This is a genomic window from Nocardia sp. NPDC055029, assembly GCF_053608525.1.
The window spans coordinates 1-15,186 of record NZ_JBSGVQ010000018.1 but is presented as its reverse complement, the minus strand read 5'-3'; the positions used below and the strand labels follow the sequence as shown (position 1 = coordinate 15,186).

Annotated in this window: 15 protein-coding genes; 6 read left to right on the top strand and 9 right to left on the bottom strand. The window is 69.5% G+C overall.

Annotated elements, in window-relative coordinates; all coding sequences use genetic code 11:
* Window positions 1-12 precede the first annotated feature (12 nt).
* The 5 genes from ACWF9G_RS17445 to ACWF9G_RS17425 all read right to left on the bottom strand — a co-directional run bounded on the left by ACWF9G_RS17445 (window position 13) and on the right by ACWF9G_RS17425 (window position 7,238).
* Window positions 13-1,284 carry a hypothetical protein gene (locus tag ACWF9G_RS17445; RefSeq protein ID WP_379307054.1) on the bottom strand — a complete coding sequence of 424 codons (1,272 nt, stop codon included), beginning with the start codon at window positions 1,282-1,284 and terminating at the stop codon, window positions 13-15.
* Window positions 1,281-2,294, bottom strand: coding sequence for a polyprenyl synthetase family protein (locus tag ACWF9G_RS17440; protein ID WP_379307052.1), 1,014 nt, complete (start codon window positions 2,292-2,294; stop codon window positions 1,281-1,283). The genes ACWF9G_RS17445 and ACWF9G_RS17440 overlap by 4 nt, the downstream gene beginning before the upstream one ends.
* An 881-nt stretch (window positions 2,295-3,175) precedes the next feature.
* Entirely contained in the window at window positions 3,176-4,891 is a 1,716-nt protein-coding gene (locus ACWF9G_RS17435) for an ABC transporter ATP-binding protein (protein ID WP_379307050.1), read from the bottom strand.
* A complete protein-coding gene (locus tag ACWF9G_RS17430; protein WP_452516392.1) occupies window positions 4,888-6,702 on the bottom strand; it encodes an ABC transporter ATP-binding protein in 1,815 nt (604 codons plus the stop codon). Before ACWF9G_RS17430 ends, ACWF9G_RS17435 begins: the two co-directional genes overlap by 4 nt.
* A 98-nt stretch (window positions 6,703-6,800) precedes the next feature.
* Window positions 6,801-7,238, bottom strand: coding sequence for a DoxX family protein (locus ACWF9G_RS17425; protein WP_452516391.1), 438 nt, complete (start codon window positions 7,236-7,238; stop codon window positions 6,801-6,803).
* Between the two features lie 111 nt (window positions 7,239-7,349).
* Here ACWF9G_RS17425 and ACWF9G_RS17420 point away from each other — a divergent pair, with 111 nt between their 5' ends.
* The 3 genes from ACWF9G_RS17420 (at window position 7,350) to ACWF9G_RS17410 (ending at window position 9,376) form a co-directional block, all read left to right on the top strand.
* On the top strand, window positions 7,350-7,919 hold the full coding sequence (locus ACWF9G_RS17420) for a TetR/AcrR family transcriptional regulator (protein WP_379307044.1): 570 nt from the start codon (window positions 7,350-7,352) through the stop codon (window positions 7,917-7,919).
* A gap of 41 nt (window positions 7,920-7,960) precedes the next feature.
* Window positions 7,961-8,734: a helix-turn-helix transcriptional regulator gene (locus tag ACWF9G_RS17415; protein ID WP_452516389.1), complete on the top strand. Its 774-nt coding sequence runs from the start codon at window positions 7,961-7,963 to the stop codon at window positions 8,732-8,734.
* Between the two features lie 153 nt (window positions 8,735-8,887).
* On the top strand, window positions 8,888-9,376 hold the full coding sequence (locus ACWF9G_RS17410) for an HIT family protein (RefSeq protein WP_452516387.1): 489 nt from the start codon (window positions 8,888-8,890) through the stop codon (window positions 9,374-9,376).
* A gap of 7 nt (window positions 9,377-9,383) precedes the next feature.
* Here the strand turns inward: ACWF9G_RS17410 and ACWF9G_RS17405 are convergent, their stop codons facing one another.
* The 3 genes from ACWF9G_RS17405 to hutC form a co-directional block, all read right to left on the bottom strand.
* On the bottom strand, window positions 9,384-9,986 hold the full coding sequence (locus ACWF9G_RS17405; RefSeq protein WP_452516385.1) for a hypothetical protein: 603 nt from the start codon (window positions 9,984-9,986) through the stop codon (window positions 9,384-9,386).
* A 9-nt stretch (window positions 9,987-9,995) separates the two neighbouring features.
* Entirely contained in the window at window positions 9,996-10,319 is a 324-nt protein-coding gene (locus tag ACWF9G_RS17400; RefSeq protein ID WP_379307037.1) for a hypothetical protein, read from the bottom strand.
* Between the two features lie 294 nt (window positions 10,320-10,613).
* Window positions 10,614-11,393 (bottom strand): histidine utilization repressor, encoded by a 780-nt coding sequence (gene hutC, locus ACWF9G_RS17395; protein ID WP_452516513.1) that lies wholly within the window; start codon window positions 11,391-11,393, stop codon window positions 10,614-10,616.
* Between the two features lie 140 nt (window positions 11,394-11,533).
* On the opposite strand from hutC, the gene hutU reads away from it, so the two are divergent.
* Window positions 11,534-13,213 carry a urocanate hydratase gene (hutU, locus tag ACWF9G_RS17390; protein ID WP_379307034.1) on the top strand — a complete coding sequence of 560 codons (1,680 nt, stop codon included), beginning with the start codon at window positions 11,534-11,536 and terminating at the stop codon, window positions 13,211-13,213.
* A 246-nt stretch (window positions 13,214-13,459) separates the two neighbouring features.
* On the opposite strand, the gene ACWF9G_RS17385 is transcribed toward hutU, so the two are convergent.
* Window positions 13,460-13,957, bottom strand: coding sequence for an NUDIX hydrolase (locus ACWF9G_RS17385; RefSeq protein WP_452516383.1), 498 nt, complete (start codon window positions 13,955-13,957; stop codon window positions 13,460-13,462).
* Window positions 13,958-14,064: 107 nt separating this feature from the next.
* Here ACWF9G_RS17385 and ACWF9G_RS17380 point away from each other — a divergent pair, with 107 nt between their 5' ends.
* Both ACWF9G_RS17380 and ACWF9G_RS17375 read left to right on the top strand, forming a co-directional pair.
* Window positions 14,065-14,634 (top strand): TetR/AcrR family transcriptional regulator, encoded by a 570-nt coding sequence (locus tag ACWF9G_RS17380; protein ID WP_452516381.1) that lies wholly within the window; start codon window positions 14,065-14,067, stop codon window positions 14,632-14,634.
* A complete protein-coding gene (locus tag ACWF9G_RS17375) occupies window positions 14,631-15,161 on the top strand; it encodes a hypothetical protein (RefSeq protein WP_452516380.1) in 531 nt (176 codons plus the stop codon). The genes ACWF9G_RS17380 and ACWF9G_RS17375 overlap by 4 nt, the downstream gene beginning before the upstream one ends.
* Window positions 15,162-15,186: the final 25 nt, after the last annotated feature.

Here is a 15,186-nt window from a genome sequence, read left to right as displayed (position 1 = left end):
TGGTGACGATGCTCATGGGCGGCTCCCTTGGGTGCTGGTGTCGAGGGCAGCGAGTTGGAGTCTCGTGGCGAGCGCCTGCAGCGCTTCGGGTTCGTGCGGAGGCACCCGTTCCATGGCGCCGAAGGCCAGGTGATCGGCGATCATCATGGTGCGCACCTCGGCGTCGGGGAGTTCGCCGGTCAGCGGGGCCTCCGGCAGGGTCTGCACGAGCGCGAAGGTGGTGTCGACGATCAGCGGGACCAGCGAGGTCGGCTTCGACCGCGGGTCACCCGCGCCGAGCACCTCGGTCGCCTGGTTCGCACCGTCGGCGAAATCCGGTGAGGCGTCGAGCATCCGGTGGATCGCCAGATCGGCGGTGCGGCGCACCCGGTCCAGCATCCTGTCCCAGTAGGTGGCGGACGAAGCGGCCAGCAGCGCGGCGCCGAGCTTGCGCCGGTAGGGCGAGGGCGCGTCGACGACCGAGCACAGGAACGCGGTCGTGGTGATGGTCATGTACGCCATCGCCGCGCGCGCACCGCGACTCGGCGTGCCGGGGCCGAGGCGGGCGAGCAGGGCGAAGCCGCCCAGCGCGGGCGCCAGCAGCTGCAGCATCACCATCCGCTTCAGTTCCTCGCGGTCGGCGACGCCGTAGATCTCGAACTCGTTGTCGCGCAAGTCGTTCGCGGACTGGGCGATCACCGCGACGCAGCCGGTCAGTTCGCGCAGATCCGCTTCCGACAGCACGTCTTCGGCGACCAGGGCGCACGCGTAGTGGGTGACCCGCCCGAGCACGCCTTCGCTGTAGACGACCCGGGACAGGGGCGCGTCGAGATTGCGGGCCATGACACCGGCCACGTCGACGATCACCGCACCGACCCGCTTGCGCCCCTCCGCCGACAGCGCGGACAGCAGCGCCCTGATATCGCCGATGCGCTCGGCCAGCAGGCGGTCGACGGCCTCGCTGTCGCGAGCTTCCGCGGCGACGGCGGGCAGGGCGGGCGGCGGCGTGTCGGTGGTGCTGTTGAGGTAGTCGGCGGCCGCCAGCACGGCGCTGCTCGCGACCGCGCGATCGCTGAGGTCTTCGAAGGCGTCGAGCACCCGGCAGGCCAGCAGGGCGGCGGTCGCCTCGGCCCGCAGGTGCGCGGGCAGGAAGCTCACCGAGACGCCGAGGTTGCGGCCCGCGGGGATCAGCGCCAGTCTGGCCAGTTCCTCCGGTGACGCCGCCGCCCGCAGCGCGGCCATATCCGGTGCCCGCCGCAGGTGGCGCAGGCCGTAGGCCAGGGAGCCGATTCTGGTCTGTCTCATCGGTTGATCACCTGCTGCAGGAGTTCGCGGAGGTCCGCGCGCGCGGGCGTGGACGGGAAGATGTCCAGGGCCGCGCTCGCGGTCTCGGTGGCCTGCACCGCGACGACGCGCGCGGCCTGGGTGGCGCCGCTCTCGACCAGGTCGGTCTGCAGCGTGGCGCTGGACGTTTCCGCCGAGAGCCACAGCTCGCGCGCGCCGGGGCGCATCGCCAGCCATTCGATGACCGGCCAGGTCGGCACCCGCCGGTCCAGATCGCCGCAGGCGTCCTTGCCCAGCTCGGGGCCGCCCTCGATGTCGCGGACGTCGTCCATGATCTGGAAGGCGAGCGCGAGCTGGTCGGCGTAGTGCATCAGGGCTTGCAGCTGGTCGTGGTCGGCGCCGCCCGCCGTGCCGCCGTAGGAGCACGACAGGCGGAACAGCGTGCCGGTCTTGGCGCCTGCCACGAGTTCGTAGTGGCGGCGCAGCGCGGTCGCGTCGACCGCGGGCGGCAAGGTCTCGATGAGCTGGCCGTACGACAGATCCGACAAGCGGTCGGCATAGGTCACGCCGGGCGCGTCACCGATCCCGGCGAACACCGCCTGGTTGTCGGCCAGCACCTGGGCGACCACCTGCATCGCGGCGCCCGCCAGGTGGAATCCCGCCCTGGCGGCGATGCGCACGCCGAACGCGGCGGGCACCGAGGGCGCGCCGCGGCGCAGCAGGGAACCGTCACAGATGTCGTCGTGCAGCAGCGAGGACTCGTGCAGCATCTCCATCGCGCAGGCCAGATCGATGGCGGCCTGCTGTGGCGCCGCCGCGACATCGGGTAGCAGGCCGGCACACGCGAGCACGAGCCGAGCCCGCACCCGCTTGCCGGGCGCGGCGAGAACATGCCGGTAGATGGCGTCGAAATCGCCACCGGTGATCAGGATTTCGTGCAGCCGCTCGGTGACCAGCGGAAGCAATTCGACCGGCCCGACGGGCTTGTCGTCGACAACCGACTGCGTGGTGACCGACGGTCTGGGCAGCACCGCCACCTGATCGCCCGGGTGCACTGTCGGACGAGCATCCTGACGGTGCGCTGAGGGTAGCGCGTGATTGTCCATAGCGCTGAACTCCTTTGGTGTGGTCACGGTGGCAGTGAGGTTCACCCCGACTGGTGCACAGGGGTTCACGGGGGTTCAGGCGGGGCAGTCACTGGATGTGACTTGTCACAACTACCGGGCCTGAGCTTCCCGATCGCCGGCTACCGACGGGTAGTTTTGTGGACCGCTGGCCCACTTGTCAAGGACTACAACATGTTTCAATACACGAACGCGGTATTGGACAGTGCCACAAAGTAACTCGCGCGCCATGCGCGCTACTGAGACGGGGATCAACGTCCGGGGCCGGACCGGATGATGTCGAACTCGCAGTGCCCCAACAGATTCCGTGACCCTAACCGACCTATGGGTAGCAGTGTGTTGCGCAAAGGTAAATACCGCGGACTGGCGCGGCGCTGCGACAGAGATATTCGGACGCGACGACCCCCTGTAGGGTCGCGCCGACAACGAGGCCGATCCCCGGGATGCCGGGAAACGCCTGTTCAAACCGTTCGCCGAGGACATCATCGTCCTGCGGGCGATCACCGAGAAACATGCGGACAACGCTCGACCGCCGACTCTACGGCGGCGACCGCGATGCCGCGAATCGGGCTCGGCGCTTGGTGAGATCTCCGCGAATCGGACCAGGAACGGTTGGCAACTTTCCCAACCGGCCGGCATCTACACGGGGTCGAGATATGTACGCGTACTTGACAATTCACTGCCTGATGCCAAATCGAGACGAGGGCAGGTTCAGATTCCGCGTTGCCGGCCGGCCGGGGGAACTCCCGGCCGAACCGGCTCTCGCGTGCGACGGCACCGCCGCCGGGTCACCCGCCCGCGACGGAGGCGCCGGCGCTCGCCCAGAACCCGGCGTAGCGGCCGCCCGCGCGCAGCAGCTCGTCGTGGGTGCCCTGTTCCACGATGCGACCGCCGTCGACGAACACGATCAGGTCGGCACGCTGGACGGTGCGCAGGCGATGCGCCACCGTCACCACGGTCCGGCCCGCCATCAGGCGCTCGATGCCCTCGTGCACGGCCGCCTCGTTCACGGGGTCGAGCGCGGAGGTGATCTCGTCGAGGAGCACGATCGGCGCGTCCTTGAGCAGTGCGCGCGCGATCGAGACACGCTGGCGCTCACCGCCGGACAGGCGGGCACCGCCCTCGCCGACATGCGCGGACCAGCCACCGGGCAGGCGCTCGATCACCTCGTCGAGCCGGGCCGCCGCCGCCGCAGCGCGCACCTCGGCGTCGGTGGCGCCGGGGCGGCCGAGCCGCACGTTGTCCTCGATGGTGCCGTCGAAGAGGTAGACGTCCTGGAAGACGACGGCGATCCGGGACATCAGCTCCTCGGTGCTGATGTCGCGCACGTCCACTCCCCCGACCCGGACCGCGCCCGCGTCCACGTCGGCGAAGCGGGCGAGCAGTTGCAGCAGGGTGGTCTTGCCCGCGCCCGAGGGGCCGACGACCGCGAGCGTGCTCCCGTCGGGCACCGCCAGCGACACGTCGTCGAACACGGTGCGGTCGCCCTGCCGGAAGGCGACAGCATCGAAGGCCAGGTCGTGACAGGCAGGCAGCGCCGGTTCGCGCGGCTCCGGCAGCGGTTCGGTGCGCAGGACCTCGTCCAGGCGCGCCAGCACCGACCGCGCGGCGCGCAGCTTGCCGCCGATGTCGGCCAGCGAGAGCAGCGGATCGGCGCAGCGGGCGGCCAGCACCAGGATCGCCAGAATCTCCGCGGCACCGATACTTCCGTCGAGGACGAGGTACGCGCCGAGGACCAGCAAGACGGTGAACATCGCCTGCACCGTCAGCGCCAGGCCGATCACGCCGGGCAGCGCCGACAGGGTCGACCGGCGCGATGCCCGCTGCAGTGCGGTCAGGGAGTCGTCGAGCAGCCCGAACCGTTCACCGGTCCGGCCGCCCGCCCGCAGCACCGGCTGAGCCTGCACAAATTCGATGACTCGCCCGGTGGCCTCGACGCCGCGCGCGGCGGTGTCCGCGTCGCCTGCCGCCGTGGACCGGCCCGCCCAGATCTGGACGGCCGCGACGACCGGTGCGCCGAGCGCGGCGGCCAGGCCGAGTTGCCAGTTGTAGGCGAACATCACGACGACGATCGTCAGCGGCGTCACCGCGGCGGAGATGAACGGCGACAGCAGATGCGCGATGACACCCATCGCGTCGAGCACACCGCGGCTGGCCAGCGCCGACACCTCGCCGACCCGGCTCGCGCTGTACCAGCCGAGGGGCAGCCGGGCCAGATGGTCGCCGATCCGGTGATACATCCCTTCCAGCAGGGTGGTTCCGCTGCGGAAACCGGCGAGATCGCTGAGATAGCGCAGCACCGCGTAGGCCGCTACCGCGGCACCGAAGGCGATCAGCCACGGCCGGACCTCGCCGGGATCGCTGCCGAACAGCGCGTGCAGGACGGGAACCAGCAGGGCGTAGGACAGCCCTTCGACGATCGCGGTGACCGTCATCAGGGCGACGGTGCGGCGCACCGGCCCGGCGTACTCGTGGCCGAGCACGCGCAGCAGCATCCGGATCATCGGCCTTCGTCTCCTCGGGGTCCGTCGGCGAGCGCCGATCGATGGGCGTGCCAGAGCGTGGCGAACCGGCCGCCTGCCGCCAGCAGGTCGGCGGGCGTGCCACGTTCGACGATCACGCCGCCGTCCAGGACGACGACGGTGTCGGCGTCGGCGATGGTTTCCATGCGGTGCGCGATGACCAGCGTCGTCCGGTCGGCGGCCCCCGCCGCCAGCGCGCCCCGCACCGCCAGCTCGGTCTGCGGGTCGGCGAAGGAGGTCGCCTCGTCGAGGACGAGGACGGGGGTCGCGGCGAGCAGGGCGCGGGCGAGCGAGATCCGTTGCGCCTCACCGCCGGACAGTGTCACCTCGGCGCCGAGTACGGTCTGGTAGCCGTCGGGTAGTTCGACGATCCGATCGTGGATGCCGGCCTGCCTGGCGGCGCGCACCACGTCGTCGAGGTCGGCGTGCGGCACCGCGAGCGCGATATTGTCGGCGATCGTGGCGTGCAGCAGGGTGCTGTCCTGGAAGACGAACGACACCTGCCGGTAGAGCTCGTCGCTGCCGAGCTCGCGCAGATCGACGCCACCGAGCGTGACCGTGCCGTGGGCCGGGTCGAAGAAGCGCGGAAGTAGTTGGACCAGTGTGGATTTCCCGCTGCCCGACGGACCGACGAGGGCGGTGGTCGTGCCCGGCTCGAGAACGAGATCGATCCCGCGCAGCACTTCGTGGCCCGCCTCGTAGCCGAATCGGATGTCGCGCAACTCCACTCGATGGCCGGTGGGCACGATCGGGTGCGCGGGTTCCGGCAGCGGCGGTACGGCCAGCACGTCGGTGATCCGGCCGACGGCGCGCTGGGCGGCCTGCAGGTCGTCGAAGCCGTGGCCGAGCAGGGCTGCCACCGGCGCGGTCAGGCCGAGGCCGAGCAGGACGAAGGGCAGCAGGTCGGCCGGTGTCATGCCGCCGCTCGTGATCAGCCCCGCGCCGCCGATCAGCACGACCAGCAGGACGAACGGCGGCGACAGCGCCAACTGCATGCCCGCGGCGATCACCGACAGCCCGCGCACCATCCGGTAGAAGGTGCCGACGAAATCATCGGTGGCCGTGCGGAATGCGTGATGGGCGCGCCCGGATCCGCCGAACACCTTGACCACCGGGATGCCCTGGACGAACTCGATCACCGAATCCGCGATGCGTCCCATGGCGGTGTCGAATTCCTCCTGCTCGCGCTGCCGGGTCGGGGTCATCATCAACGGGATCAGGGCCATCGCCAGCACCACCGGGATCAGGGTGATCAGGGTGAGCCGCCAGTCGATCGTGAACAGGTAGATCAGCGACACCAGTGGCACCACGAACGCGGCGACGAGTTCACCGGGCGCGTGGGCGATGAACGGGTGCACCGCGTCCACGTCGTCCCCGACGACCTTCGCGAGTTCACCGGTCCTGCGCTGCCCGAACCAGCCGATCGGGACACGGCCGAGCCGCGCGGCCAGCTGCCTGCGGAACGACAGTTGCACCCGCCCGTCGAGCAGGTGCCCGAGGCCGGCGGAGGCCGCGGTGAACAGCAGCCGGACGAACAGGCCCGCCGCACCCGCGAGGACGACGAGCCAGACGTGTCCGTGGTCGATCGGAGTGGGCGACAACAGTGTTCGGCCCAGTTCGACCACGGCCAGCAGCGGTGCCAAGCCTGCGACGGCGCCGATCACCTGCAGGATCACCACAGCGGTGAAGCCGCCCAGGTAGGGGCGAAGCAGTCCGGCGACGGTCGGTCCCGCTGGCGCGGCGTCGGCCGCGGGTGGGGATTCCCGCACCTGCGCCACGTCGGTGATGGTCATGGTCGTTCCTCTCGCGTCTGTGCGGCCGCGCTACGGGCGGCGTATCGAATACTGTGACGTCACCGTCGGGCGGTGCGCTTTCGGAAACGTGCGGTCCCTCAGCCAAGGACGACGAGGCCGCAGGCGGCGAGGAAGAGTCCTTGCAGGACGGTGCGGGCGGGCAGCGGCATGGTCTTGATGCCCAGATCGGCCCGCGCGGCCCGGACATTCGCCGGGAACATGACGAGCAGCAGCACGAACAGGCAGGCCGCGGCGACAGGCGCGGTCGCCGGAATCAGCAGACCGACGGCGCCTGCCAGTTCGAGAACGCCGGTCAGAGCCACGAGTGCGGGCGCGTTGGGGAGGCCGGGCGGGACCATCGCGATCAGCGCGGACCGGCGCGGTTCGGCGAAATGCGCGCTCGCGGTGAGGGTGAACATCGCCGCCAGGCCGACGGCCACCGCCCGGGGCCAGGAGTCCAGCCAGGCGAGGTCGGTGAGCCATCCGATCAGCCTGGCCAGGGCGGTGACGACGGCGAGAGCGATGAAGGGTGCCATGGGAACTCCTCGAGGCGAACGTCGACTGGCCTAGCGCCAATCTTGACACTGGAAAGATTGACAGCAGCAGCGAAACTTGTCAATGACAAGTTTGTGCGTCAGGATCGAGGCATGACGAAAACCGGGTATCACCACGGGGATCTGCGGGCGGCGCTGCTCGACTCGGCGGCCGAGCAGATCGCGGCCGAGGGCATCGAGGCCGTGTCGTTGCGGGCGCTGGCCCGCCGGGCCGGGGTCTCGCACGCGGCGCCCGCGCATCACTTCGGTGACCGGGCCGGATTGTTCACCGCGCTGGCGATCGAGGGATTCGACCTGCTGGCGACGGAACTGGCGGCAGCGGGCGAGGACATGCGAGAGGTGGCCCTGGCCTATATCCGCTTCGCGCTGAGCAATCCCGGCCGGTTCGACATCATGTTCCGGCGGGAGGTGCTGCGCGCGGACGATCCCGAGCTGGTGGCGGCGCGGGAGCGATCGGGGACCGCGTTGCGCGCCGGGGTGGCCGAGATCCAGTCCGATCAGGAGCCGGGACGGCAGCGGGCGACGCGGCTGGCCGCGTGGTCGCTGGTGCACGGGTTCGCGACGCTGTGGCGGGAGGGCGCGCTCGACGGGTCCGAGCTGGCGACCTCCGCGGACCCGGAGCTGATCGCGCGCGAGATGCTCGCGACCGTGGCCTTCGACTGAGCCGGCGGCGGCGGGCGCGTGATACCGATACGCTGGCAACGGTGACCGTCGGTGCGCTTTCGGAAACGTGCGGTCCGGTGCGGTCGCCGGTGGTGTGGATGCGGCCGGGGCACGTGGGCTATGTCGGGCCCGAACTCGGCGTCGACCTGCACGCGCCCTCGGTGGCGGTGCTCAGTGTCGGCCTGGACGGGCCGTTCGTCCTCGACACCGCCACCCACGGCGAGATCCACACCGGCAGCTCGTTCGCGCCCGCCCGCGCGGTCCATCGGGTCAATGCTCCCGGCGGCTGGATCCTGCTGCTGTTCGTCGATCCCGCCGGTGCGCCCGCGACGACGATCGCCGACGAGATGACCGCCGTCGCCGGACCGTACGGGCTCGCCCACCGGCGCGAACGCCAGCTCGTCGAGCTGTGCCGCGCCGCTGTCGTCGAGCCGGAACGGATCTTCGCCGCCGCGGTCGCGGGCCACACGCCGGTCGCCGATCCGCGGATCGCGTGGGCCACCACCACGATCAACCGCAACCCCGACCAGGTCTACCGAGCCGAGGCGATGGCCGCCCACCTCGGCCTGTCGAAGGCGCACTTCCTGCGGCTGTTCGCCCGGCAGTGCGGCACCACCTTTCGTGGCTATCAGCGCTGGACCCGGGTCGTCCACGCGGTCCGGGACGCCGCCGCGGGCCGCGACCTCACGCGCTCCGCTGTCGACGCCGGTTTCGCCACCCCGTCCCACTTCAGCGAAACCTTCCACGACCTGTTCGGCATGTCCGCCTCCGGATTTCTGCGCACCGGTGTCCGCTTCGACCTCGGCCTCCCGTAGCGCAATGCGGGTCAAGGCCGCCGGAGACACGGCAGGCCCGTATCAGGTCGGTCAGCCGGATGCGCGCATCAGCTACGGCCGCGAGCGGGCGCGGGTACGCTCGAACACCCTTCTCGCACAAGCGTCGTCGGCGTACGACAGGAATGGGGCGGCATGTCGCAGGATCTGGAAGCGAACGACTGGCGCAACGATCGGGACGGCGCCGCGGCGGCGGGGACGAATCCGACGGTGCTGTGCCGGTTGACCACCGGGTGGGCCGTCATCGGGGATACCCAGCACCTGCCCGGCTACTGCGTGCTGATCTACGACGGCGAGGCCGATCAGCTCACCGAGTTGCCGCGGCCGGAGCGGGTCGCGTTCATGGCGGACATGGTGGTCCTCGGCGAGGCGGTGCAGCGCGCTTGCCGCGCGGCGGATCCGGCGTTTCTGCGGATCAACTACGAGGTGCTCGGCAATACCTGGGGGCACCTTCACGGGCATATCCACGCGCGCTACGCGTGGGAACCCGAGCAGCTGCGGGTCGGCCCGGTCCACCTGTACGGCGCGGAACGCTCGGCGCCCGAGCACGCGCTCAGTGCCCGGCACGACGGGCTGCGTGCGGCGATCACCGCGGCGGTGACCGAGATTCTCGCCGAGGGGTAACCGCGGGTCAGCGCGCCGCGGTGCCGCCGAGGACCAGCAGCTCCGGCAGTGGGTGATCGACGACCGGGGTCGCGGGCCGGACCGGCGCGCCGCGGCCGAGAACCGTACAGCGGCGGGCCAGTACGGCGCCGCAGGCGTGGATCGTCGTCGTGATCAGGTCCTCCGCCAGGGGCAGGTCGTCCTCGCGGTACCCGTACACCGAGAAGCGCACGGCGCGTGGATAGTTCATCGGGTCGGACTGGCAGGCCACCGCCGCCGGGCAGCTCGACAGCAGCATCACCGCGGTCGCGAAATCGGCATACGGGTCGCCGGCGCCGATCTCCTGGCCTGCCGCGACCGCCGCGAAAAGCGTTCGCAGGCAGGGCTGTTCAGGCATCTGCTCGGCATCCTGTATGCGCGACCAGCGGCGCAATGCCGGATGGTCGGCGATGTCGGGCCGCGCGTGCCAGCGGCGGCGGCCACAGTCGAGCAGGCGCGTGGCGGCGGCGTGCCAGACCGCGGGGTCGTCGATGCGGGCGACGATGCGCAGGCGGCGGCATTCGTCGACATCGTGAGGGCGGATCGGATCGATCGCGGGGACAGCGGAGCCTGCCGGGCGGTGCGTCTGCATGGCGAACTCCTATCGAACGAGGGAACCGAACGAGTGCTGCCCGGTGGCCGCGCCCCGGCGCCACGCGAGCCGGAACGCCATGGTCGCGGCCACGACGGCGGCGCACACCACGGCCGCGATCACCACGAGCACCAGCACACCCGACCGGCCCACTCCGGCGTACCTGGCGATCAACGCCGAGGCCGCGATGGGGCCTGCGGTGGCCAGGACGGGAATCAGCAAGATCAGGCCGACGGTCACCAGAGCAGACGGCGACATCGACGATTTCAGTGCGGAAATGCCCTGTCGGGAGATGATCCTGCGCGGCCCCGACTGCCGTGCGACTGTAGCCATTTCCGCCTCTCCGTTACCTGAATGGAACCCAGCGAACCATGGGCTACTAAACCTACAGCCCGGACCCGGACTACCAGGAGATTCGTCACGAAACAGTGATAACCCGCGGCGGCCAGACATTCATCCGCAAATGAAATTTGCAGGTCAAAGGCACTTTTAGGGTTAGCGGAGAATTTGCTGTCGGCGAATAGCATTCAGATCGCGTAACAATTCCGAGCACCATCGACGGGCGCGACAGGCAGGACCACCGGCCGGTGTGCACACTGCCCGGAATCGCCGGCGAGGTCGGGGTTCTTATTCGGCGTGCTTCGACCCGGAACCGAAGCTACCTTCCAGCCGATTGCGTGATCCCGGATGGATCAAACGCGCCGCGCTGACGAGCCCACCCGAGGACCAAGTGCGGCGCCGGATGAGCAGACACGGCTCGTCGCGGTCGATATCGAGGAGCTTGCACTCCTCCCTGCTGGCCCGCACCGCCTCCACGACATGTTCGCCGCGGATCAGGGGCGCGACCTCGCTGAGGTAGGTGTTCGGCGTGACGGTGGTGAAATCCTGGGCCAGGTAGTCGGGCGCCTGGGCCGGATTGACGTAGCGGTCCTCCACCTGAATCGGGACGTCGTCCTCGATGTGCACCAGCAGCGAATGGAACACCCTGCCGCTCATGGCGTTTCCGAGCACCGGATGCCGGTCGCCCGCCTCCTCCGCGCGCACGAACACCACCTCGGTGCGATGCCGGTGCCCGCGCCGGGAGATCTCGTCGGCAATATTCCTGACCTCGAACAGCGGCGAGGCGGCCTTGGTCGGCGCGACGAAGGTGCCCACACCCATCACCCGGTTGAGCGCGCCGTCGGCGGTGAGATCACGCAGCGCGCGATTGATCGTCATCCGGGACAGGCCGAGCGCGTTGACCAGCTGATTCTCCGAGGGGATCTGCTCGCCCTCGACCCACCGGCCGCCCTTGATCTGCGCCATGATCAGCTGCTTGACGCGTTCGTACGCCGCGAATTCGGTCCCCAGTTCGCTGTACAGCGCGGCCAGGTCCGCATCGACCACTTCGATCGCCACCACCGGTATCCGTTCCCTCAGTTTGTCCAGAGAATACGTTGCGCCCGGACGGCACAGCACGCTTGACAGCTACTTGTATATACAGGACTATACCACTAGTCTGGATTCCAGTGACCCAGGACACAGCCGTCTTTTCGAGGAGTGAACCGATGACCGACGCCGCCACCCCGCCACCTTCCGGCCCCCGGCCCGTGTCCGCCCCGCGCGGATCGCAGCTGCACACGCTGGGCTGGCAGCAGGAGGGCGCCCTGCGGATGCTGATGAACAACCTCGATCCCGAGGTCGCCGAGCGTCCCGACGACCTGGTCGTCTACGGCGGCACCGGCCGTGCCGTGCGCAGCTGGGCGGCGTTCGACGCGATCGTGCGAACGCTGGAGACCCTGGCCGCCGACGAGACGCTGCTGGTGCAGTCGGGCAAGCCGGTCGGCGTGTTCCGTACCAGCGAGTGGGCGCCGCGCGTGCTGCTGGCCAACTCCAATCTGGTCGGCGACTGGGCGAACTGGGAAGATTTCCGCAAGCTCGAGCAGCTCGGGCTGATGATGTACGGCCAGATGACCGCGGGATCGTGGATCTACATCGGCAGCCAGGGCATTCTGCAGGGCACCTACGAGACCTTCGGCGCGGTGGCGCGCAAGCGTTTCGGTGGCACCCTGGCAGGCACCATCACGCTCACCGCGGGTGTGGGTGGGATGGGTGGCGCGCAGCCGCTGGCGGTGACGATGAACGAGGGCGTCGCGCTGTGCGTCGACTGCGATCCGGCACGTATCGATCGGCGGATCGCGCACGGTTACCTCGATACGAAGGCCGAATCCTTGCAGGAGGCACTGGATCTCGCGATCGCGGCGCGCGACGAACGCCGCGCGCTGTCGATCGGCCTCGTCGGCAATGCCGCCGAAGTGTTCCCGCAGCTGCTGGCCATGGACGCGCCGATCGATATCGTCACCGACCAGACCTCGGCGCATGATCCGCTGTCCTACCTGCCGATCGGTGTCGCGCTCGAGGATTGGCACACCCTCGCCGAGAAGGACCCGGCGTGGTTCACCACCGAGGCACAGGCGTCGATGGCCAAGCACGTCGAGGCGATGGTCGGGTTCCTCGACAAGGGTGCCGAGGTGTTCGACTACGGCAACTCGATTCGTGACGAGGCCCGAAAGGGCGGCTACGACCGGGCTTTCGCGTTCCCCGGTTTCGTGCCCGCCTACATCCGCCCGCTGTTCGAGGAGGGCCTCGGCCCGTTCCGCTGGGCGGCCCTCTCGGGCGACCCGAAGGACATCGCCGCCACCGATCGCGCGATCATGGAGCTGTTCCCCGAGAACGAGCACCTGAAGCGCTGGATCACCATGGCGGGCGAGAAGGTGCAGTTCGAGGGCCTGCCTGCCCGCATCTGCTGGCTCGGCTACGGCGAACGCCACCGCGCCGGCCTGAAATTCAACGAGATGGTCGCCTCCGGCGAGCTGTCCGCGCCACTGGCCATCGGCCGCGATCACCTCGACTCCGGCTCGGTGGCCTCCCCCTACCGCGAAACCGAGGCCATGGCCGACGGCTCCGACGCCGTCGCCGACTGGCCCCTGCTCAACGCCCTGCTCAACACCGCCTCCGGCGCCTCCTGGGTCTCGATCCACCACGGCGGCGGCGTCGGCATGGGCCGCTCCATCCACGCGGGCCAGGTCTGCATCGCCGACGGCACTCCCCTGGCCGCCCAGAAGCTCGAGCGGGTCCTCACCAACGACCCCGGCATGGGCGTCATCCGCCACGTCGACGCCGGCTACGAGCACGCAGCCGACGTCGCCCGGGAGCGCGGGGTGCGAATCCCCATGCAGGAGAACTGATCCCCTCCGCCGCCCGTACCGCTCGGTGCGGGCGGCGGACCGGTCACAGTAGCCGCCACGACGACTCACGCCCAGCCATGGTCGATGCCTTACCGCGAGCGGGTGTGACTACCGGGTTCCCACACGTACTCATCGAGACTGCGCAGCGGCTCGGAACGGAATCGGAGCATCGCGGACGTGGCCGCCGAGCGTGTGACACCGAGGGAGCGGAGCAACGCGTCAGCTTCGGCCGGTGCGCTCTCACACCTAGGCGCCAAGGGTGATCGGTTCAGCGGGTGGGCCTTTCAGCAAGAGGTCCGCCAGTCGGCTGATCAGCTCGCCGGGGGCCACGCGGTCGGGGTTCTCGGTGAGGCCGGCCAGGGTCCACCAGCGGTGGCCGGTGACGGTGGCGCGTTCGACGGCGGTGAAGCCTGAAGTGTCGATGTCGAAGGCGGCTACGCGGACCAGGAAGTAGCGTTCGCGGCAGTCGTAGGTGACGCCGCCCCAGGTGGCGAAGGCGCGGCGGCGCCAGAGTTCGGGGCCTACGACGAGGTCGGTGAGGCCGGTCTCCTCCCTCGCTTCGCGGGCGGCTGTCTGCTGGGCGGTCTCACCTTCTTCGCAGCCGCCGCCGATCGGGTACCAGAAGGGGTGGCCGTCGGTTTCGTCGATGTCGGAGAACAGCAGCAGCCGGTCGTGCTGGTCCAGCATTACCAGGCGAATCGAGTGCCGCACAGTCGGTTCAGGGTGTTCGGTCGGTGGAGGCATGGGGACTCCTGTTCTGTCGACGAGCGAGAAGCCCTATCCAGATTGCCTGAGGACCCGAATCCCGGAACAGGGTTTATTATGACTGACCAGTCAGGCATAATAGATCCATGCCGAAGATTGTCGATCGTGCCGCGCGGCAGGAGGAAATCCTGCTCGCCGCGGCTGCCGTGTTCGCTCGTAAAGGTTTCTCCGCTGCGCGGATCGAGGATGTGGCTGCCGAGGCGGGGATCGCCAAAGGCAGTGTCTATCTGTACTTTCCGAGTCGGGATTCGCTGCTCGCCGGGGTTTTCGAGAGCTACGCACTGCGGTCGGCGCGGGTGCTCGACGAGATGGGTGAGGGGCCTGCGCTCGAACGTTTGGAGCGGTTGATCCGTGGCGCGCTGGGGATGCTGGCCGAGTATCCCGATCACGCGCGCGTCCTGCTGGATGTGTGGGCCGCGAAACCGCCCATCGATATGGTCGCGATCTATCGCGAATATCGGGCGGCTGTCACCGGATTGCTGCGTGCGGCCGATGCCGAGGGCACGCTGCGCGACGGGATCGATGAGCGGCATGCGGCGGTGATCATCGGGGCAATCGAAGGGTGTCTCATCCAGACTTTGGTGGACCCGGAGCTGTCGCTGCCGGATCTCACCGAGCCGGTCGTGCAGGTCTGTATGGAAGGGATCCGGCGATGACACTCACCGATCGGCTGATCGCGCCGGGTGCGACCAGGGCCGAGGTCACCCTCGGCTTCTCCGTCGCGATCGGCGGCGCGGCCGGTGCCGCGGCACTGGCGATTCGGGCGCAGCATTCGTGGCCGGTTGTCGCGGTGATCGCGGTGGTGGCGTTCGACCTGTTCGGTGGGTCCGTCGTCAACGCGATGGGTTCGGCCAAGCGCTGGTATCACCGGCCGGGACGCACAGCGGTCCACCATCTGGGCTTTGTCGCGATCCATATCCAGCCGTTCCTGCTGGCCTGGGTGGTGCCCGCGTTCAGCTGGACCGCGGCCGTCACCATCTATGGACTGGCGTTGGGCGGAGCGCTCATCGTGACCGCCGCACCGGCCGCGTTGCGCAGGCCGATCGCCTTCGCCGTCACGGCCTTCGCGCTGCTGTGGGTGACCGGCGTGCTCGCCGTCCCGGCCGAGGTGGCCTGGTTCGCGCCGGTACTGCTGATCAAATTGCTGCTCGCGCACCTGCTTCCGGAGGAAGCGAGTCGCTGATCCGGAAACGACGGTGCCCCTGCCG